Below are 16,940 nucleotides of genomic sequence, written 5' to 3' on the forward strand. Positions count from 1 at the left end.
GCTGCGTAGAACTACGCAGCGCCCGTCTCGTTCACCAGGGCCGCGTAGCCGCGCACCAGCTGGGCGAGCGAGTCCACGCCCAGCTTCTCGAACACATGGGCGCGGTGCGTTTCCACCGTGCGCGGCGACAGGTCGAGCGCGCGCGCGATGGCCTTGTTGCTCAGGCCTTCGACGATGAGCGCGAGCACCTCGCGTTCGCGCGGCGAGAGCTGCTGCCAGCGCTCGCGCGCGGCGCGGTCGGTCTGCGCGCGCTGGCGCAGCTGAACGTGCTGGCGCACGGCCTGCTGCAGGGCCTCGATCAGGGCCTCGTCGTCCACCGGCTTTTCCAGGAACTCGGCCGCGCCGGCCTTGAAGGCGCGCCGGCACATGTCCACCGTGCCGTGGCCGGTGAGCATGATCACGGGTTGGTCCACGCCCTGGGCCACCAGCGTGTCGAGCACGCCCAGGCCGCTGATGCCGGGCATGCGCACATCGAGCACGATGGCGCCGATGCCGTCGCGCTCGAAGCCGGCGAGGAAGGCGCGCGGATCGGCCCAGGCCACCACGCGCAGGCCCACGGTGCCGATCAGCAGCGCGAGGCTGTCGCGCACCGCCTCGTCGTCGTCGATCAGGTGCACGGTGGGGGAGAGCGCGTCGCTGGCGGTGTTCATGGCGGGGTTTCGGTGTCGAGCGGCAGGTGCAGCGAGAACAGCGCGCCACCGCCGGGCGCGGCGCCCGCGCCCAGGCGGCCGCCCTGCGCCTGCGCGAGCGATTCGCTCAGCGTCAGGCCCAGGCCCAGGCCGCCCTCGCGGGTGCTGAAGAAGGGCTCGAACAGGCGCGGCAGCACCTCGGGCGGCAGGCCCGGGCCGGTGTCGGCCACGTCGAGCACGGCCTGCCCGCCCTCGCGCCGCACGGCCAGGCGCAGTTCGCGCGGGCCTTCGGCCTGGCGGTCCATGGCCTGCAGGGCGTTGGCGATCAGGTTGTGCACGATCTGATCGATGGCGATCGGATCGGCCCGCACCACCGCGGGGTCGCTGGCCAGCCAGCGCACGGCCACGCCGCGCCGGTCGATCTCGGGCTGCAGCAGGTGCAGGGCCTCGCGCACGCAGGCGCCCAGGTCCAGCGCGCGCTGTTCGGCCGCGCCAGCCGGCGGCTGCAGGCCGCGCCGCAGCCGGGCCAGCACCTCGGCCGCGCGGCGCGCCTGCGCGCCGGCGCGGCCCATGGCCTCGCGCGCGGTGTCCAGCGCGGGCGGTTCGTCGGCCAGCAGGCGCTGCGCGGCCTGCGTGCTGGCCAGCACGGCGGTCAGGGGCTGGTTCAGCTCGTGCGCCAGGCCGGCCGCGAATTCGCCCATGGCGTTGAGCCGGCCGAGCTGGCCCAGGCGCAGCAGGGCCTCGGCGCGCTGGCGGGCCTCGCGCAGGCGCAGCGCGTGCGCCAGGGCGGCCAGCCCCGCCAGCACGGTGAGCGCCCAGGCGCCCATGCCAAGCCAGGGCAGTTCGCCCCAGCCGACCCAGCGCGTGGCCACGGCGTGGAACGGCTGGCTCTCGGCCGCCACCACCTTGTCGAAGTCGAAGCGCCAGCCCTGGGTGAGCGGCAGGCCGGCCTGCAGGGTATGCGCCTGGCCGTTCCAGCGCAGCGCCACCCGGACCGGGCTGCGCGCGCGGTCCATGGGCCAGTCGGCCTCGGGCACCAGGCCGTCGAGCGCGATGACCAGCGCGTAGGCGCCACCGCCCGCGGCGCCCAGCACCAGCGTGTAGCGGCCCGTGCCCAGGTCGCCATCGGCCATGGCCCCGCGGCCGCCGGTGCGCGAGGCCGCCTCGGCGCGCGCCAGCGCCGGCTGCCGCCAGGCCTCGTCCGGCGCGCGCGCGATCACGCTCAGCAGGCGGGGGTAGATCGCGCTCAGGCGCGGCAAGGCCTCGGCCCGTTCGGGCTCCAGCAGGGCCAGGGTGGCGAGCACCGCGTCGTGCTGCACCACCTGCTGGCTCAGCAGCCGATGCACGATGCGCGCGTCGGTCTCGAAGGCGGCGCGCTGCGCCTCCAGGCCGCGCTGGGCGATGAACCACGCCCCCAGCAGCGACAGGGCCAGACCTGCCGCGATCCAGTTCAGCCGGGACATCCACGCGCGTCGCATGGCGGCGATTCTGCAACGTCCGCTGAACCAGGGTTCGGCGGGCCTGGGCCACAATGCCGCGCGTGATCACCCCGCTGCTCGACCGACTCACGCCGCGCCGCCTGCTGCAGGCCTCGATCGCCGTGGCCCTGCTCACCATCGCGCTGAAGACGGCGGCCTGGTGGCTCACCGGCTCGGTCGGCCTGCTGTCCGACGCGCTCGAGTCCCTGGTCAACCTGGCGGGCGCGAGCTTCGGCCTGCTCATGGTCACCATCGCCGCGCGCCCGGCCGACGCCGAGCATCCCTACGGCCACCACAAGGCCGAGTACTTTTCTTCCGGCTTCGAGGGGGTGCTCATCATCGCGGCGGCCGCCGGCATCGTCTGGGCCGCGGTGGGGCGCCTGCTGCAGCCGCAGCCGCTGGAGCAGCTGGGCCTGGGCCTGTGGCTGTCGGTCATCAGTTCGGTGTTCAACGGCGTGCTGGCCTGGGTGATGCTGCGCGCCTCGCGCGTGCACCGCTCGGTCGCGCTCGAAGGCGACGCGCGCCACCTGTTCACGGACGTCTGGACCTCGGTCGGCGTGGTGCTGGGCATCGGCCTGGTCGCCGTCACCGGCTGGCTCTGGCTCGACCCCGTGCTGGCCATCCTGGTGGCGCTCAACATCCTGCGCGAGGGCCTGCACCTCATCAAGGACGCCTCGCAGGGCCTCATGGACGAAGCGCTCGACCCCGAGCTGCAGTCCAGCATCGAGCGCGTGCTGGCGGGCTTTGCCCAGAAGCAACCACTGGTGCGCTTCGACCACGTCACCACGCGCAAGGCCGGCCAGCGCCGCTTCGCCGACCTGCACATGCACCTGCCCGCCGCCTGGCCGCTGGGCCGCGCGGCGGCGCTGCGCGGCGAGGTGGAGCAGGCGCTGATGCAGGCCGTGCCCGGCCTGCGCGCCAGCATCCAGCTGCTGCCCACCGGCGTGGAAGCGCTGGCCGTCAAGGAACCCGAGGAGACCCTCCAGTGATTGCCCTGCTGCAACGCGTGAGCCAGGCCCGTGTCGACATCGCCGGCCAGACCGTGGGCGCCATCGGGCCCGGCCTGCTGGCGCTGGTCTGCGCCGAGCCCGCCGATACGCCGGCCGTGGGCCTGAAGCTGCTCAACAAGGTGCTCAAGCTGCGCGTCTTTGCCGACGGCGCCGGCAAGATGAACCTCAGCCTGCAGGACGTGGGCGGCGGCCTGCTCATCGTCAGCCAGTTCACCCTGGCGGCCGACACCTCGGGTGGCAACCGCCCGGGCTTTACCCACGCCGCGCCGCCCGCGCTCGGCGAATCGCTCTACGATGCCTTCGTGGCCGCCGCGCGCGCCGCGCATCCCCAGGTGGCCACCGGCCGCTTCGGTGCCGACATGCAGGTGCACCTGGTGAACGACGGGCCGGTGACGATCCCGATGCGCCTGACGGCCTGAGCCCGCGCCGGTGCCCGGGCGCTTTCAGGAGGACCGCTTGCACACCCCCGCCGCCCCCGCATCCGAGGCCCGCGCCCACCTGCTGGTGGGGGCCTTGCAGGCCGCTCTGGCCTACGCCCTCTACGAGACCGCGCGCCGCGGCGCCTGGCCGGCCACCGAGGCCGTGGCCTTCATGCCGCTGTTCCTGCTGATGGCGCTGGCGCCGCTGGGCTTCTACCTCGCCAGCGCGGCCCCGCTGCAGCGCCGCGTGGCCATCGCACTCGGCGTGGGCGCGCTGGCCCTGGCCATCGGGGCCTACCACGGGCTGACCGTGGGCGGGCTGGCCGAGCGCGCGCGCGAGCAGGCGCCTTTCCGCGAGGAAGACTACCTGCGGCCCACCTTCGTGCTGGGCCTGGCGCTCATGGTCGCCGTGCCCGCCGCCGCCGTGGCGCGCGAGGGCCGCGTGCGCTACGAGTCCTGGTTCGACGCCTTGCTGCACAACACCCTGCTGCTGGCGCAGGGCGGGCTGGTCACCGGCCTGTTCTGGCTGGTGATGTTCAGCGCGGCGGCGCTGTTTCGCCTGGTGCGCCTGCCCTTCCTGGGCGAGCTCATCGAACGCGGCGCGTTCTGGATTCCCGCCACCACGCTGGTGTTTTCCTATGGCGTGTCGCTGGCGGTCACGCAGCGCACCGTGGCGCGCTTCCTGTTCGAGCGGCTCACGCAGCTGTGCGGCTGGATCTACCCGCTGGCGGGCGCATTGGGCGTGGCCTTCGTGGCGAGCTGGCTGGTGCAGGGTGTCGAGCCCTTGTTGCAGACGCGGCGCGCGGCCTTCCTGCTGCTGTGGTTCGCGGTGCTGTGCGTGCTGCTGGTCAACGCCAGTTCGCGCGGCGGGCTGGACGCGCCGCGCTACCCGCGCTGGCTGCGCCGCGCCCTGTCGACCGGCCTTCTGGTGCTGCTGCCCATGGTGGCGGTGGCGCTGTACGCGCTGGGCCTGCGCATCGGCCAGTACGGCTGGACGGTGGACCGTCTCTGGGGCCTGTTCGTGGCGGTCGTGGTGGCGGTGTTCGCGCTGGGCTACACGCTCAACGCCATGGCCGAGTGGCTGGGCCGTGCCGAACGCTGCCTGGTGCCCGCCACCAACGCCGTGGCCGCGGCGGTGGTGGTGCTGGGCATCCTGGCGTTGCTGGGCGGCGCCATCGACCCGCGCCGCGTGAGCGTGAACGACCAGCTGCAGCGCCTGGCGCGGGGCACCAGCGACGAGCAGGACCCGATCCGCTACCTCGCGCGCGAGGGCGGCGTGTTCGGCCGGCGCGCCCTGCAGGCCCTGGCCGCCGACGACCCGGTGTTCGGCGGCGTGCCTGCCGCGCGCCAGGCGCTGGCGCGCGACGCCCTGAGCGACCCGACGACGCGGCGCGAGCGCCTGGCCGAACGGTTGCGCGCCCTGCCGGTGTTCCCGCCGGGCGCCACGGCGCCGCCGGCGCTGCTGGAGGCCCTGGCGCGCGACGGCGGCCTGCCGGGCGCCTGCGAGGCCCAGACCTGCCTCATCTGGCGCCTGCCGCCCGAGGTGTTGGGCGATGGGGCCTATGCGCTGCTCGCGCGCCAGGCGCCGGGCGCGCGCGAGGCGGGCGGCGCGCGCATCTGGCGGGCCGACGGGCGCGGGCAGTGGGCCGTGCGCGGCCACCTGCCCGACCAGGGCCTGGACACGAACTGCGCGCCGCAGGCCGGCCACCAGGCCCTGTTCGACGCCGTGCGCGAGGGCCGGGTGGACCTGCTGGTGCCACCCGGGCGCGACCTGGGCGCCGGCGGCCTGCGCTTTCCGGTGCAGCGCTGGGACGGCGCGCGCGACTGCGGTTGAGCCACCGTCGCGCGCCCGTCGCGTGGGATCAGGGCTCGCGCACGTCCTTGCTGGGGCCGTTGGTCTTCACCGAGTCGATGCCGTTCTGGCGCGCGGCCTCGGAGGCGTACATCTGGCTGGTGCCGATGACCTGGCCGTTCGAGGCCTTCAGGTTGAAGTAGGGGCTGCCGTCGCTGGCCGTCTTGAGCTCGTAGCGCTCGCTCAGCGGCGAGTTTTTCTGCACCGACTCGATGCCGCCCTGGGCCGAGGGCTTGGCCTCGTACTGCTCGCTGCGCAGGATCACCTGCGCGTTGCCCGCCTTGAGCACGAAGGAATACTGACCTTTGCCGTTCTTCGTGAGTTCGTACCAGCCTGCCATGGACGCTCCTCGGTTGGGGTGGATGACCAGCCCATGCTAGCGAGCGGGCGGGGCGGCCGGCCGCCGTGCCCCGGCGTTTTGCTGGGGATTTACCCGGGCTTGCGGGGGCGGCGCGATCGGGCGTAGGGATCGGGCTGGCCCAGCGCGGCCAGCACCTCGGTCTCGCGCGCCTCCATGGCCTCGGCGTCGGCCTCGCTGGTTTCGTGGTCCCAGCCCTGGGCGTGTAGCGCGCCGTGCACCAGCAGGTGCGCGTAGTGCTCGGCCAGGGGCTTCTTCATCTGTTTCGCTTCGGCCGCCACCACCGGCGCGCACAGCACCAGGTCGGCCATCACCAGGGGCTCCTGGGCGTAGTCGAAGGTGAGCACGTTGGTGGCGTAGTCGCGGCCGCGGTAGTCGCGGTTGAGGGCCTGGCCCTCCTCAGCGTCGACGATGCGCACGGTGAGTTCGGCGTCGCCATCGAGCGCGCGGCGCAGGCAGCGCGCCACGAAGGCGCGCGGCAGCGCGGCGCGGTGTTCGGTCACGCCGTCGAAGCGCGCGAACTGCAGCGAAAGGGTGAGCGCGGGCAGGGCCATCAGCTGGCCGCCTTGCCGGCGTTGAGGGAGGGGATCGAGCGGCAGTTGGCCAGCAGCGTGCGCTCCTGTGCCGTGTGGTCGGCCGCCAGGAAGCTCAGGAAGCCTTCCTCGCCCTTGGTGTTCCAGCGCAGGCTGTGCTGTTCGTCCAGCGCGATGTAGCGCACACCCGAAGCGCTGGGCCGGCTCTTGAGCAGCGCCGTGCGGCCCTGGTGGTGCAGCGCCGCGAAGCTGTCGCCATGGCCGAACTCCAGGTAGGCCACCTCGATTTCGGCGCCGCCCTCGCAGCGGTAGCGCACGGTCTCGCTGCTGTAGCCCGGGCCCTGAATGCTGCCCTGGGTGGCGGGCGCCGACGGGTGCTGGTGCAGCGCGCAGCCGCCGGCCAGCAGGGCGGCGGCGAGCGGGGCGGCGAGGGTGAGCGGTCTGATCGGTGGCATGCGGGTCCTCCCTGGGGGTTGGCGCGGGTCAGCCGGCGCGTCGGCGGGCCGGTTCGGCCTCTTCGCGCGACGGGCTGCGGGCCTCGTAGGCGTCGACGATGCGCGCCACCAGCGGGTGGCGCACCACGTCGGCGCTGGTCAGGCGCGTGAAGCCGATGCCCGGCACGCGCTTGAGCACGCGCTCGGCGTCGATCAGGCCGCTGAGCTGGGTGCGCGGCAGGTCGATCTGGCTCACGTCGCCGGTGACCACGGCCTTGCTGCCGAAGCCGATGCGGGTGAGGAACATCTTCATCTGCTCGGGCGTGGTGTTCTGCGCCTCGTCCAGGATGACGAAGGCGTGGTTGAGCGTGCGACCGCGCATGAACGCCAGCGGCGCGATCTCGATCTGCTGGCGCTCGAAGGCCTTTTGCACGCGGTCGAAGCCCATCAGGTCGTACAGGGCGTCGTACAGCGGGCGCAGGTAGGGGTCCACCTTCTGGCCCAGGTCGCCGGGCAGGAAGCCCAGCTTCTCGCCCGCTTCCACGGCCGGGCGGGTGAGCACGATGCGCTGCACCGCGCTGCGCTCCAGCGCGTCCACCGCGCAGGCCACCGCCAGGTAGGTCTTGCCGGTGCCCGCGGGGCCGATGCCGAAGGTGATGTCGTGCGCGGCCATGTTCTCCAGGTAGCCCACCTGGTTGGGCGTGCGCCCGCGCACCTCGCCGCGGCGCGTCTGCATGCTCAGCGCGCCCTCGCCGGGGTGTTCCAGCGCGGTGTTGCCGTTGAGCATGAGCTGCACCTGCTCGGCCGGGATCGGGCCGCGCGCCATCTCGTACAGGGCCTGCAGCACTTCCATGGCGCGCTGCGCCTTGGCCTTGGGGCCTTCGACGCGGAACTGCTCGAAGCGGTGCGCCACCTTGACCTGCAGCGCGGACTCGATGGCGCGGATGTGGGCGTCGAGCGGCCCGCACAGGTGGGCCATGCGGGTGTTGTCCGGTGGGCTGAAGGTATGTCTGAGAATCAAGCCGATAATCCCGAAGAAAAAGAGGGCCCCCAACCCTGGCTTCGCCAGGCCCCTGCGAGGGGCGCGGTCGTTCCTGGGGCGACCCGGCGAACGACCAAAAGGACACCGATGATAGGCAAGTTGAGCGGCACGCTGCTGGAGAAGAACCCGCCCCAGATCCTGCTGGACTGCCATGGCGTGGGCTACGAGGTGGACGTGCCCATGAGCACCTTCTACCACCTGCCCGCCAGCGGCGAGCGGGTCTCGCTGCTGACGCACTTCGTGGTGCGCGAGGACGCGCAGATCCTCTACGGCTTCGCCACCGCGCCCGAGCGCGACGCCTTTCGCCAGCTCATCAAGATCAGTGGCGTGGGCCCGCGCACCGCGCTGGCGGTGCTCTCGGGCCTGTCGGTGAACGACCTGGCCCAGGCCGTGAGCACGCAGGAGACCGGGCGCATCGTCAAGGTGCCCGGCATCGGCAAGAAGACGGCCGAGCGGCTGCTGCTGGAGCTCAAGGGCAAGCTCGGCGTGGACCTGGGCCTTCCCGCGGGCGCTGCGCGCAGCGATGCCCAGGCCGATATCCAGCAGGCCCTCATGGCCCTGGGCTACAACGAGAAAGACGCCACCGCCGCGCTCAAGGCCCTGCCGGCCGAGGTGGGCGTGGCCGAGGGCATCAAGCTGGCGCTGAAGGCGCTGGCCAAATAAATGAGCATCCAGACCGACGACTTCGCCCCCGCGCCGCGCGTGATCTCGCCGCTGGCGGGTTCGCCCAAGGAAGAGGCGATCGAGCGCGCGCTGCGGCCCAAGCTGCTCGACGAGTACGTGGGCCAGATGAAGGTGCGCGAGCAGCTGGAGATCTTCATCGGCGCCGCCAAGAAGCGCGCCGAGGCGCTGGACCATGTGCTGCTGTTCGGCCCGCCCGGCCTGGGCAAGACCACGCTGTCGCACATCATTGCCCAGGAACTCGGCGTGAACCTGCGCCAGACCAGCGGCCCCGTGCTCGAAAAACCCAAGGACCTGGCGGCGCTGCTGACCAACCTCGAGCCCAACGACGTGCTCTTCATCGACGAGATCCACCGCCTCTCGCCGGTGGTGGAGGAGATCCTCTACCCCGCGCTGGAGGACTACCAGATCGACATCATGATCGGCGAGGGCCCGGCCGCGCGCAGCATCAAGCTCGACCTGCAGCCCTTCACGCTGGTGGGCGCCACCACGCGCGCGGGCATGCTCACCAACCCGCTGCGCGACCGCTTCGGCATCGTCGCGCGGCTGGAGTTCTACTCGGCCGAGGAACTCGCGCGCATCGTGCGGCGCAGCGCCGGGCTGCTCAACGCGCCCATCGATGAGGACGGTGCCTTCGAGATCGCGCGCCGCTCGCGCGGCACGCCGCGCATCGCCAACCGCCTGCTGCGCCGCGTGCGCGACTACGCCGACGTGAAGGGCAGCGGCCGCATCAGCAAGGACATCGCCGAGCGCGCCCTGGCCATGCTCGACGTCGACCCGCAGGGCTTCGACCTGATGGACCGCAAGCTGCTGGAGGCCGTGATCCACCGCTTCGACGGCGGGCCCGTGGGCCTGGACAACATCGCCGCCAGCATCGGCGAGGAGCGCGACACCATCGAGGACGTGATCGAGCCCTACCTGATCCAGCAAGGCTACCTGCAGCGCACGCCGCGCGGACGCACGGCCACACTGGCGGCCTACCGCCACCTGGGCGTGAACCCGCCGCGCACCGAGGGCGGCCTGTTCGGCGCCGCCGACTGAGCCGCCCAACCCGCCATGTCCAACGCGCCGACCCCCGCTCCCCCGGACACCGCGGCGCTGGCCAGCGCCACCGAGGCGCTGTACCGCGCGGCGCTGGGCCCGGGCCGCACGGCCGACTACCTGCCGGTGTTTGCGCGCTTCGACGAGCGCGGCCTGGCGGGCACGCACTGGAACCACGCGGCGGCCTGGCTGAACCTGAACTGGCTGCTGTACCGGCGGCTGTGGCGCCAGGCCCTGCTGTACGCCCTGGCCCTGGCCGCCGCGCTGGGGCTGTGTTGGTGGGCGCGGGGTTTCATGGCGGCCTGGCCGGCGGGCGTGCGCTGGGGCCTGCTGGCCTCGATCGGCGTGCTGGCGGTGGTGGTGCCCGGCTGGTGGGGCACGGCCTGGCTGCACGCCGACGTGCGCCAGCGCATGACCCAGGCCGTGCGCCGCGCGCGAACGGTGCAGGAGGCCTGCGGCCTGTTGCAGCGCGGCGGGCCGGGGCGCTGGGTCTGGGTGCTGGCGTTGCTGGCCCAGGTGGCGTTGCTGGGCACGCTGGGGCTGCGCACGGGTGGTGGCCCCGTGGCGGCCGCGCCCGAGCCGGTGCTGGCGCCGCAGGGGGTGGCCGGGGCGCCGGCGGCCTCCCCGCCCGTACCCGCGGCCGCGCCCGCGCCGCCGCCGTCCACCGAGGGCGTGATCGAGCCCGTGTCGCCGGTGTCCCCCGCTGTCCCCCCCGGTGGGGCGGTGGTGGTGGGCACGGTGACCTCGGCGGCGCCCACGCCGGCCCCGGCCCTGGCGACGCCCGCAGCGGCGGCGCCTGCTGCCGCGCCGCCGGCCCCCGGCGCGAGCGGCGACAGCGCCGGCCCCACCGACGCGCCGCGCCCCCGCTGGCACGGCCACGGCGTCAACGTGGGCATCTTTGGCGACCCGGCCAACGCCGAGCGCGCGGCCACGCGGCTGCGCCAGGCCGGCCTGCCGGTGCGCAGCGACCCGGTGGAGTCGGCGCGCGGCCCGCTCACGCGCGTGCGCGTCGGCCCGTTCGAGACGCGCGAGCAGGCCGAGACCGCGGCCGAGACCGTGCGCAACCTGGGCCTGGAGGCCCGCGTGTTCGGCCCCTGAGGGCGCGCCGGCCGCTCAGTCCAGCGCGCCGCGCGCGTCCACCCGCAGCACGCGCTCCACGCGGCCCGTGAGCAGGCCGCCGCGCACGCCGATCAGGTGGTCGTGCAGGTTCACGGTGGGGTCGCAGTGGCCCGGCACCAGCCAGACCGTTTCGCCCAGCGCGGGCAGGGCCGGGCCATGCAGCACGCCGTGCTCGTCGCCGCCGTTGGCGAACGCCAGGCCCTCGGGCAGCCAGACGCGCGGCAGGCCGCTGTCGATGGCATGGCTCTTGTGGCCGGCGTCGACCACGGCGCGTCCCTCGGGCCGGCTCATCACCTGCGCCTTGACGAACAGCGCGTGCTCGAAGCCTGGCGCGTTCTCATCGGCGGTGTTGGCGGCGTAGTCGGCGTCCATGAAGAGGTAGGAGCCGGCCTGCAGCTCGCCCCACTGGCCGCTGGCCGCCTCGTGCACGAAGGTGCCGGTGCCCGCGCCCGTGACCAGCGGCACCGCCAGGCCCGCGCCTTCGATGAGCGCGCGCGTGCGCGCCACGGCCTCGGCGGCGCGGGCCACGGTGGCGCGGCGCTGCTCGGGCGTGCGCTGGTGCTGTGCCGCGCCGTGGTAGGCCTGCAGGCCGGCGAAGCGCAGCGCGGCGTGCGAGGCGACGGCCCGCGCCAGCGCCACGGCCGGCTCGCCCGGCGCCGCGCCGCAGCGGCCATGGCCCACGTCGATTTCCACCAGCACGTCGATCGCGCCCGGCGCCCGCACGCCGGCTTCGGCCAGGGCGTGCGCGAGCCGCTCGATGCCGAGGGCGCTGTCCACCGCCAGGGCGAAGCGCGTGCCGCCCGCGCGCACGGCGCGCGCCAGGCGCGCCAGCTTGGTCGGGTCCACCACCTCGTTGGTGATGGTGATGTCGGTGACGCCGGCGGCGGCCAGCGCGAGCGCCTCGCCGGTCTTCTGCACGCACACGCCCACGGCGCCATGCGCCATCTGCAGCTTCGCCAGCTCGGCGCACTTGTGCATCTTGGCGTGCGGGCGCAGCCGCAGGCCGCGCGCCCGGCACCAGTCGGCCAGCCGATGCAGGTTGCGCTCCATGGCGTCCAGGTCGATCACCAGCGCGGGCGTGTCGATGGCGGCCACGCCCTGGCCGACCAGGCCGAGGAAACGCTCAGGCGCTGCGCTCATCCAGCACCCCCTGGTCGTCGCTCACCTGCAGGTGGCCCACATCGCCCCAGCCCACCAGGGCCAGGCCTTCGGGCGACCACAGCAGGCGGTTGATGGCGCAGTTGGCGAGCTGCCAGCTGCGCGGGGCCTGCAGCTCCAGCCGGGTGGCGGCGCGGTAGAGCACGTCCAGCACGCCGCCGTGCGCGACCAGCAGGATCTGCTCGCCCGGATGGCGCGCGGCCAGCTCCAGGGCCGCGCCCACCACGCGCTCGCGCAGCTCCAGCAGGGTTTCGCCACCGGGCGGCGCGAAGTCGGGCATGCGCTTGCGCCAGGCCAGGGTTTCGGTGGGGTAGCGCAGCTCCAGCTCGTCCCAGGTGTGGCCTTCGAAGCGTCCGAAGCCGCGCTCGCGCAGGCCGATGTGCGCGTGCACCGGCAAGGTGCGCGTCTCGGCCACCGCCTGGGCGGTGTCGCGCGCGCGCTTGAGGTCGCTGCTGTAGATGGCGGCGATGGGCTCGTCGCGCAGGGCCTCGGCCAGGCGACCGGCCTGCCAGCGGCCGTGGTCGTTGAGGTCGATGTCGGTGTGGCCCTGGATGCGCGTGTCGCGGTTCCAGGCGGTCTCACCGTGGCGCACGGCCAGGAGGCGGGTGACTTGCAAGGGGCGTCCGTGGGGTGGGTCGATCTGGATGAAATGTACCGGTCCTTGCGAGACAATGCCGCGCATGGCCACGCCCGATGGCGACTTCTCATCGCTGTTCAACTTCCTGCCGATCGGCGCCTACCGCAGCGCCCCCGACGGCCGGATGATCCGGGCCAACGAGGCCCTGGTGCGCTTCAACGGCCACGACAGCGAGACCGCGCTGATCGCCGGCGTCGGCGACATCGCCTCCGAGTGGTACGTGGACCCGCGCCGGCGCGACGAATTCCGCCACCTGCTCGAACGCGACGGCTTCGTGCGCGGCTTCGTGTCGGAGGTCTACCGCCACAAGACGCGCGAGCGCGCCTGGGTCAGCGAGAACGCGCACGCCGTGCGCGACGGGGCAGGCCAGGTGTTGCACTACGAAGGCACGGTGGAAGACATCACCGAGCGCGTGCAGCAGCAGCGCTTCCTCCGGGAACAGCAGGAGCGCATGCAGGCGCTGGCGGACCAGATTCCCGGCGTGGTGTTTTCCATCGTCGTGCGCCACGACGGCACGCGCCGCTACCGCTACGTGAGCTCGGGCGCACGCGAGTTGCTGGGCGTCGAGCCCGAGGCCCTGGTGGACGACCCCACGCTGATCTCGCGCCTTCTGCACCCGGACGAAGGCCTGCGCCTGGCGGCCGAAACGCAGGCGCTGCTGGATGGCAAGGCGGTGCTCTCGGGCGAGTTTCGCGTCGTCACTCCCGATGGCGTCCTCAAGTGGGTGCACAACCGCTCCTGCGAGGTCTACCGCGACGAGGAGGGCGTGCACCGCGTAGGCGTTCTGCTCGACATCACCGAACCCAAGCGCATGGAAGAGGCGCTGCACCGCAGCGAGGCGCTCTGGAAGATGGCGCTGGAGAGCGCGGGCGACGGCGTGTGGGACTGGAACCTGGTCACGGGCGAGGAATACCTGTCCGACAGCCTGCTGTCGATGTACGGCTATTCGCGCGAGGACTTTCGTGGCTTCGCCGCCGACCTGGACGAGCGCACGCACCCGGACGACCTGGCCGCCATGCTCGTCGCGCGCCAGGCGCATTTCGAGGGGCGCATAGCCGCCTACCGCAACGAGCACCGGGTTCGCACGCGCGATGGTCGTTGGATATGGGTGCTCACGCGCGGCGCCGCGGTGGAGCGCGACGCCCAGGGCCGCCCGACGCGCCTGGTCGGCACGCACACCGACATCACCGAGATCAAACAGGCGGAGGAGCAGCAGCGCCAGTTCGAGGCGCAGTTGCGCGAGCGCCAGAAGATGGAGGCCATTGGCACCCTGGCCGGCGGCGTGGCGCACGATTTCAACAACCTGCTGGCGGCCATCCTGGGCAACCTGGTGCTGGCCCGCGAGGACGTCGGACCCGAGCATCCCGCGCAGGAAAGCCTGGCCGAGATCAATCGTGCGGCCATCCGCGCCCGCCAGCTCGTGCAGCAGATCCTCACCTTCAGCCGCCGCCAGGCCCAGACCATGGAGCGGCAAGCCCTATTGCCCCTGGTGGACGAAGCGCTGCGCCTGATGCGCACGCTGCTGCCGGCGGGCGTGCGCCTGGACACGCGCTTGTCGCCGGCACCGCTGTATGTCATGGCCGACGGCACCCAGGTGCAGCAGGTGCTGATGAACCTGTGCAGCAACGCCTGGCAGGCTTTCTCGGGCCGTGCCGGCGAGATCACCGTGGCCCTGGGCCCCGAATCCGTGGACGCCGCGCGGGCGCTGCGCCTGGGCGGCATGGGCCCCGGTGACTATGCCTGCCTGAGCGTGGCCGACAACGGGCCCGGCATGGACGCCGATACGCGGCGGCGCGTGTTCGAACCCTTCTTTACCACCAAGCCGCCCGGCGAAGGCACGGGACTGGGGCTCGCGGTGGTGCACGGCATCGTGAAAGCGCACAAGGGCACCATCACCCTGGACAGCACCCCGGGGCAGGGCACCCGGTTCGATGTCTACCTGCCGCTGGCGGCGGGGGACGGCGCCCCGGTCGCGCCCTTGCCCGCAGCGCGCACCGACCCGGCGCCGCTGCACGCCCTGAGCGGACGGCATGTGCTGTACGTGGACGACTACGAGGCGCTGGTGGGGCTGGTGCAGCGCCTGCTCGGCCGCCACGGCGTGCGGGTGACGCCGTTCGCTTCGGGCGAGACGGCCCTCGACTGGCTCAAGGCCCACCCCGATGAGCCCGCGGATCTGCTGGTGACGGACCAGAACATGCCAGGCCTGTCGGGCCTGGACGTGGCGCGCGCCGTGCGGCTGCTGCGCCCGGCCTTGCGCGTCGCCATCGTGTCGGGGCAGGTGAACGAGTGGCTGGTGAGCGAGGCCGCCGCCGCCGGGGTGCACGAGGTGCTGTCCAAGCAGGACAGCATGGACGCGCTGGCGCTGGCGATCCGGGAACTGTTGGCCGCCGCGCCGGCCTGAGGCGCCTCAGCGTGGCACTTCGATGTTGACCTGCCGCAGGCCCGCGGGCGGCGCCGGGAAGCCCTGCAGCGCGGCGTCGAGCATGGCCGTCCACAGCGCGGGTGTGCTGTTCCAGCGACCATCGTGCGCGGCGCGCGTTTCGTACACCACGCGCCCGCTGGCGGCGTCGCGGATCACCAGCGACACCGCGCGCTGGTAGTAGGGGGTCTCGAAGCGCGGGGCCATCATGGGAAAGAAGACCACCTGGCCGGTGCCCGTGACCACGTAGTCGCGCCCGGGCATGGCGAAAGGCGATCCGAAGGGGCCCCAGCCCCAGGTGTCCCAGGGGTCTTCCCAGGGCGCGCGCGGTAGGCGCACGTTGCTGGCGCCCACCTGAACCGCCCAGGGGGCCGACACGTTGGCGGCGGCGCGCGTCCAGCCCAGCTTGGCCAGCGCGGCCTCGGCGTAGCGCTCCAGCTCGTCCTGGCCGCGCGCGGCGCGCTGGTCCTGTTGCTGCGAGGGCAGGCGCTCGAAGCGGTAGACCTGCGGCGGCGTGGGCACCGCCGCATGGGCCGCGCGGTCCTGCCAGCGCGGAAAGCTCTCCACCTGGTTGTCGACCAGGATGACGGACGCGCAGCCCGACAGCAGCAGCGCGGCCAGGGCAAGGACGAAAAGGCGGATCGAGGGCATGGACGTCTCCTGCGTTGAGGGGCCCTTCGTGGCTGGCGTGGTGCGGATGCGCCTCAGCTGGCTTCGGTGGCGATGGGTATGACCGCGCGCGGCGCGGCCGGGTTCCCCTGCGGCGCGGGCGCGGCGCAGGGCTGCGCGGCCGGCGCGGCCACGGGCTCGTCGTCGAAGGCCTTGTCGCCGCTGTCGTCCGGCACGCCGGTGGCGCGCAGCGTTTCAAACGGAAACAGCGCGCGGTCCATCAGGTGGCTGGGCACCACGTTCTGCAGCGCGCTGGCCATGTTCTCCACCCGGCCGGGGTACTTCTTCTCCCACTCGCGCAGCAGGTTGCCCACCTGCTTGCGCTGCAGGTTTTCCTGGCTGCCGCACAGGGTGCAGGGAATGATGGGGAACTGGCGCAGCTCGGCCCAGCGCACCAGGTCTTTCTCGGGCACGTAGGCCAGGGGCCGGATCACCACGTGCTTGCCGTCGTCGCTCACCAGCTTGGCCGGCATGCCCTTGAGCTTGGCGCCGAAGAACAGGTTGAGCAGCAGGGTCTGCAGGATGTCGTCGCGGTGGTGGCCGAGCGCGATCTTGGTGGCGCCGAGTTCGTCGGCCACGCGGTAGAGGATGCCGCGGCGCAGCCGGCTGCACAGGCTGCACAGGGTCTTGCCCTCGGGGATCACGCGCTTGACGATGGAATAGGTGTCCTGGTTCTCGATGTGGAACCTCACGCCCAGCTTCGTCAGGTACTCGGGCAGCACGTGCTCGGGGAAGCCGGGCTGCTTCTGGTCGAGGTTGACCGCGATCAGTTCGAACTTCACCGGCGCGCGCTGCTGCAGCTTCAGCAGGATGTCGAGCAGGCCATAGCTGTCCTTGCCGCCCGAGAGGCAGACCATGACGCGGTCGCCTTCCTCGATCATGTTGTAGTCGACGATGGCGCGCCCGACCTCGCGGCACAGCCGCTTCTCGAGCTTGTGGTTTTCCAGTTCAATGTTCATGGCCATTCCTTGGCGAGCGCCAGCCCGCATAACCCGGCGATGCCACGGAGCCGGCTTCGCCGGGCCGTCGGCATCGCCCCCCTGGAGGGGGGAGGCGCGCAGCGCCGCAGGGGGTGTCTCTGTTCACCACTGCCCGCTTTCCATGCGGATGGCGACCTCGCAGTCCTCGAAGATTTCCAGCTTGGCGATCTTCACGCGCACGCCGATCACGCCGGGCAACTGCATGAGCCGGCGCGTGAGCTTGCCGATCAGGCTCTCCAGCAGGTTCACGTGCTCGGCGGTGCACTCGTCGATGATGATCTGGCGCACCTTGCGGTAATCGAGCACGTGGGTGATGTCGTCGTCCTTGGGCAGCAGGGGCTGCGTGCCCTGGTTGAGCTCGGCGTCCACCTGTATGGGCTGCGGCGCGTGTTTTTCGCGGTCGAGGATGCCCAGGTTGGCGTCGAAGCGCAGGCCGGTGAGGGTGAGGATCTGGGTGGCGGCGGTCGTGGGGATCATGCGG

At 72.8% G+C, this 16,940-nt stretch carries 18 protein-coding genes; 7 read left to right on the top strand and 11 right to left on the bottom strand.

The annotated features are described in order from the left end of the window. Positions 1 to 11: 11 nt before the first annotated feature. Together DY262_RS09405 and DY262_RS09410 are read right to left on the bottom strand one after the other, a co-directional pair. The gene (locus DY262_RS09405) at positions 12 to 650 is read right to left on the bottom strand and encodes a response regulator transcription factor (RefSeq protein WP_116958663.1); all 639 of its coding nucleotides are present in this window, start codon (positions 648 to 650) and stop codon (positions 12 to 14) included. Next, positions 647 to 2,107: a sensor histidine kinase gene (locus DY262_RS09410; RefSeq protein ID WP_116958664.1), complete on the bottom strand. Its 1,461-nt coding sequence runs from the start codon at positions 2,105 to 2,107 to the stop codon at positions 647 to 649. Before DY262_RS09410 ends, DY262_RS09405 begins: the two co-directional genes overlap by 4 nt. Before the next feature lie 53 nt (positions 2,108 to 2,160). Here DY262_RS09410 and DY262_RS09415 point away from each other — a divergent pair, with 53 nt between their 5' ends. Genes DY262_RS09415 through DY262_RS09425 form a run of 3 tightly spaced genes read left to right on the top strand, consistent with a single transcriptional unit; the run spans position 2,161 to position 5,370 of the window. After that, positions 2,161 to 3,096 carry a cation diffusion facilitator family transporter gene (locus tag DY262_RS09415; protein WP_116958665.1) on the top strand — a complete coding sequence of 312 codons (936 nt, stop codon included), beginning with the start codon at positions 2,161 to 2,163 and terminating at the stop codon, positions 3,094 to 3,096. Next, the gene (dtd, locus tag DY262_RS09420) at positions 3,093 to 3,536 is read left to right on the top strand and encodes a D-aminoacyl-tRNA deacylase (protein ID WP_116958666.1); all 444 of its coding nucleotides are present in this window, start codon (positions 3,093 to 3,095) and stop codon (positions 3,534 to 3,536) included. Before DY262_RS09415 ends, dtd begins: the two co-directional genes overlap by 4 nt. A 37-nt stretch (positions 3,537 to 3,573) precedes the next feature. Next, a complete protein-coding gene (locus tag DY262_RS09425; protein ID WP_116958667.1) occupies positions 3,574 to 5,370 on the top strand; it encodes a DUF4153 domain-containing protein in 1,797 nt (598 codons plus the stop codon). 28 nt (positions 5,371 to 5,398) lie between these two features. Here the strand turns inward: DY262_RS09425 and DY262_RS09430 are convergent, their stop codons facing one another. The 4 genes from DY262_RS09430 to DY262_RS09445 all read right to left on the bottom strand — a co-directional run bounded on the left by DY262_RS09430 (position 5,399) and on the right by DY262_RS09445 (position 7,734). Then, on the bottom strand, positions 5,399 to 5,728 hold the full coding sequence (locus DY262_RS09430) for a YegP family protein (RefSeq protein WP_116958668.1): 330 nt from the start codon (positions 5,726 to 5,728) through the stop codon (positions 5,399 to 5,401). A gap of 89 nt (positions 5,729 to 5,817) precedes the next feature. Further along, positions 5,818 to 6,300 (bottom strand): rRNA maturation RNase YbeY, encoded by a 483-nt coding sequence (gene ybeY, locus DY262_RS09435; RefSeq protein ID WP_116958669.1) that lies wholly within the window; start codon positions 6,298 to 6,300, stop codon positions 5,818 to 5,820. Next, positions 6,300 to 6,734 carry an MliC family protein gene (locus DY262_RS09440; protein ID WP_245980913.1) on the bottom strand — a complete coding sequence of 145 codons (435 nt, stop codon included), beginning with the start codon at positions 6,732 to 6,734 and terminating at the stop codon, positions 6,300 to 6,302. Before DY262_RS09440 ends, ybeY begins: the two co-directional genes overlap by 1 nt. Positions 6,735 to 6,762: 28 nt before the next feature. Further along, positions 6,763 to 7,734, bottom strand: coding sequence for a PhoH family protein (locus tag DY262_RS09445; protein WP_116958824.1), 972 nt, complete (start codon positions 7,732 to 7,734; stop codon positions 6,763 to 6,765). A 108-nt stretch (positions 7,735 to 7,842) separates the two neighbouring features. Between DY262_RS09445 and ruvA the strand changes: the two genes are divergently transcribed. From ruvA to DY262_RS09460, 3 genes are read left to right on the top strand one after another with little or no spacing between them, the layout of a single operon-like run. Continuing rightward, positions 7,843 to 8,418 (top strand): Holliday junction branch migration protein RuvA, encoded by a 576-nt coding sequence (gene ruvA / locus DY262_RS09450; RefSeq protein WP_116958670.1) that lies wholly within the window; start codon positions 7,843 to 7,845, stop codon positions 8,416 to 8,418. Further along, the gene (gene ruvB / locus DY262_RS09455) at positions 8,419 to 9,477 is read left to right on the top strand and encodes a Holliday junction branch migration DNA helicase RuvB (protein WP_116958671.1); all 1,059 of its coding nucleotides are present in this window, start codon (positions 8,419 to 8,421) and stop codon (positions 9,475 to 9,477) included. Positions 9,478 to 9,492: 15 nt separating this feature from the next. Then, complete coding sequence (locus tag DY262_RS09460) at positions 9,493 to 10,575, top strand: SPOR domain-containing protein (protein WP_116958672.1); 1,083 nt, start codon at positions 9,493 to 9,495, stop codon at positions 10,573 to 10,575. 15 nt (positions 10,576 to 10,590) lie between these two features. Here the strand turns inward: DY262_RS09460 and DY262_RS09465 are convergent, their stop codons facing one another. Together DY262_RS09465 and DY262_RS09470 are read right to left on the bottom strand one after the other, a co-directional pair. After that, positions 10,591 to 11,736, bottom strand: coding sequence for a DSD1 family PLP-dependent enzyme (locus tag DY262_RS09465; RefSeq protein WP_116958673.1), 1,146 nt, complete (start codon positions 11,734 to 11,736; stop codon positions 10,591 to 10,593). Beyond that, on the bottom strand, positions 11,720 to 12,370 hold the full coding sequence (locus tag DY262_RS09470) for a histidine phosphatase family protein (protein WP_116958825.1): 651 nt from the start codon (positions 12,368 to 12,370) through the stop codon (positions 11,720 to 11,722). Before DY262_RS09470 ends, DY262_RS09465 begins: the two co-directional genes overlap by 17 nt. Positions 12,371 to 12,434: 64 nt before the next feature. On the opposite strand from DY262_RS09470, the gene DY262_RS09475 reads away from it, so the two are divergent. Further along, entirely contained in the window at positions 12,435 to 14,792 is a 2,358-nt protein-coding gene (locus tag DY262_RS09475) for a PAS domain-containing sensor histidine kinase (protein ID WP_181936461.1), read from the top strand. 6 nt (positions 14,793 to 14,798) lie between these two features. On the opposite strand, the gene DY262_RS09480 is transcribed toward DY262_RS09475, so the two are convergent. The 3 genes from DY262_RS09480 to DY262_RS09490 form a co-directional block, all read right to left on the bottom strand. Then, complete coding sequence (locus DY262_RS09480) at positions 14,799 to 15,461, bottom strand: DUF4136 domain-containing protein (protein WP_116958675.1); 663 nt, start codon at positions 15,459 to 15,461, stop codon at positions 14,799 to 14,801. 53 nt (positions 15,462 to 15,514) lie between these two features. Beyond that, on the bottom strand, positions 15,515 to 16,438 hold the full coding sequence (ttcA, locus tag DY262_RS09485; RefSeq protein WP_116958676.1) for a tRNA 2-thiocytidine(32) synthetase TtcA: 924 nt from the start codon (positions 16,436 to 16,438) through the stop codon (positions 15,515 to 15,517). A 123-nt stretch (positions 16,439 to 16,561) separates the two neighbouring features. Next, entirely contained in the window at positions 16,562 to 16,936 is a 375-nt protein-coding gene (locus DY262_RS09490; RefSeq protein WP_070400359.1) for a dihydroneopterin aldolase, read from the bottom strand. Positions 16,937 to 16,940: the final 4 nt, after the last annotated feature.

Source organism: Hydrogenophaga borbori, from assembly GCF_003417535.1.
GTDB classification, from domain to species: domain Bacteria; phylum Pseudomonadota; class Gammaproteobacteria; order Burkholderiales; family Burkholderiaceae_C; genus Hydrogenophaga; species Hydrogenophaga borbori.

Bases quoted from the DNA above. Each gene is read 5' to 3' on its own strand.
- DY262_RS09480 (WP_116958675.1), bottom strand. From the start codon at position 15,461: ATGCCCTCGATCCGCCTTTTCGTCCTTGCCCTGGCCGCGCTGCTGCTG.
- DY262_RS09430 (WP_116958668.1), bottom strand. From the start codon at position 5,728: ATGGCAGGCTGGTACGAACTCACGAAGAACGGCAAAGGTCAGTATTCC.
- ybeY (WP_116958669.1), bottom strand. From the start codon at position 6,300: ATGGCCCTGCCCGCGCTCACCCTTTCGCTGCAGTTCGCGCGCTTCGAC.
- DY262_RS09475 (WP_181936461.1), top strand. From the start codon at position 12,435: ATGGCCACGCCCGATGGCGACTTCTCATCGCTGTTCAACTTCCTGCCG.
- DY262_RS09490 (WP_070400359.1), bottom strand. From the start codon at position 16,936: ATGATCCCCACGACCGCCGCCACCCAGATCCTCACCCTCACCGGCCTG.
- ttcA (WP_116958676.1), bottom strand. From the start codon at position 16,438: ATGAACATTGAACTGGAAAACCACAAGCTCGAGAAGCGGCTGTGCCGC.
- DY262_RS09460 (WP_116958672.1), top strand. From the start codon at position 9,493: ATGTCCAACGCGCCGACCCCCGCTCCCCCGGACACCGCGGCGCTGGCC.
- DY262_RS09440 (WP_245980913.1), bottom strand. From the start codon at position 6,734: ATGCCACCGATCAGACCGCTCACCCTCGCCGCCCCGCTCGCCGCCGCC.
- ruvB (WP_116958671.1), top strand. From the start codon at position 8,419: ATGAGCATCCAGACCGACGACTTCGCCCCCGCGCCGCGCGTGATCTCG.
- DY262_RS09405 (WP_116958663.1), bottom strand. From the start codon at position 650: ATGAACACCGCCAGCGACGCGCTCTCCCCCACCGTGCACCTGATCGAC.
- DY262_RS09415 (WP_116958665.1), top strand. From the start codon at position 2,161: ATGCCGCGCGTGATCACCCCGCTGCTCGACCGACTCACGCCGCGCCGC.
- DY262_RS09410 (WP_116958664.1), bottom strand. From the start codon at position 2,107: ATGCGACGCGCGTGGATGTCCCGGCTGAACTGGATCGCGGCAGGTCTG.
- ruvA (WP_116958670.1), top strand. From the start codon at position 7,843: ATGATAGGCAAGTTGAGCGGCACGCTGCTGGAGAAGAACCCGCCCCAG.
- DY262_RS09465 (WP_116958673.1), bottom strand. From the start codon at position 11,736: ATGAGCGCAGCGCCTGAGCGTTTCCTCGGCCTGGTCGGCCAGGGCGTG.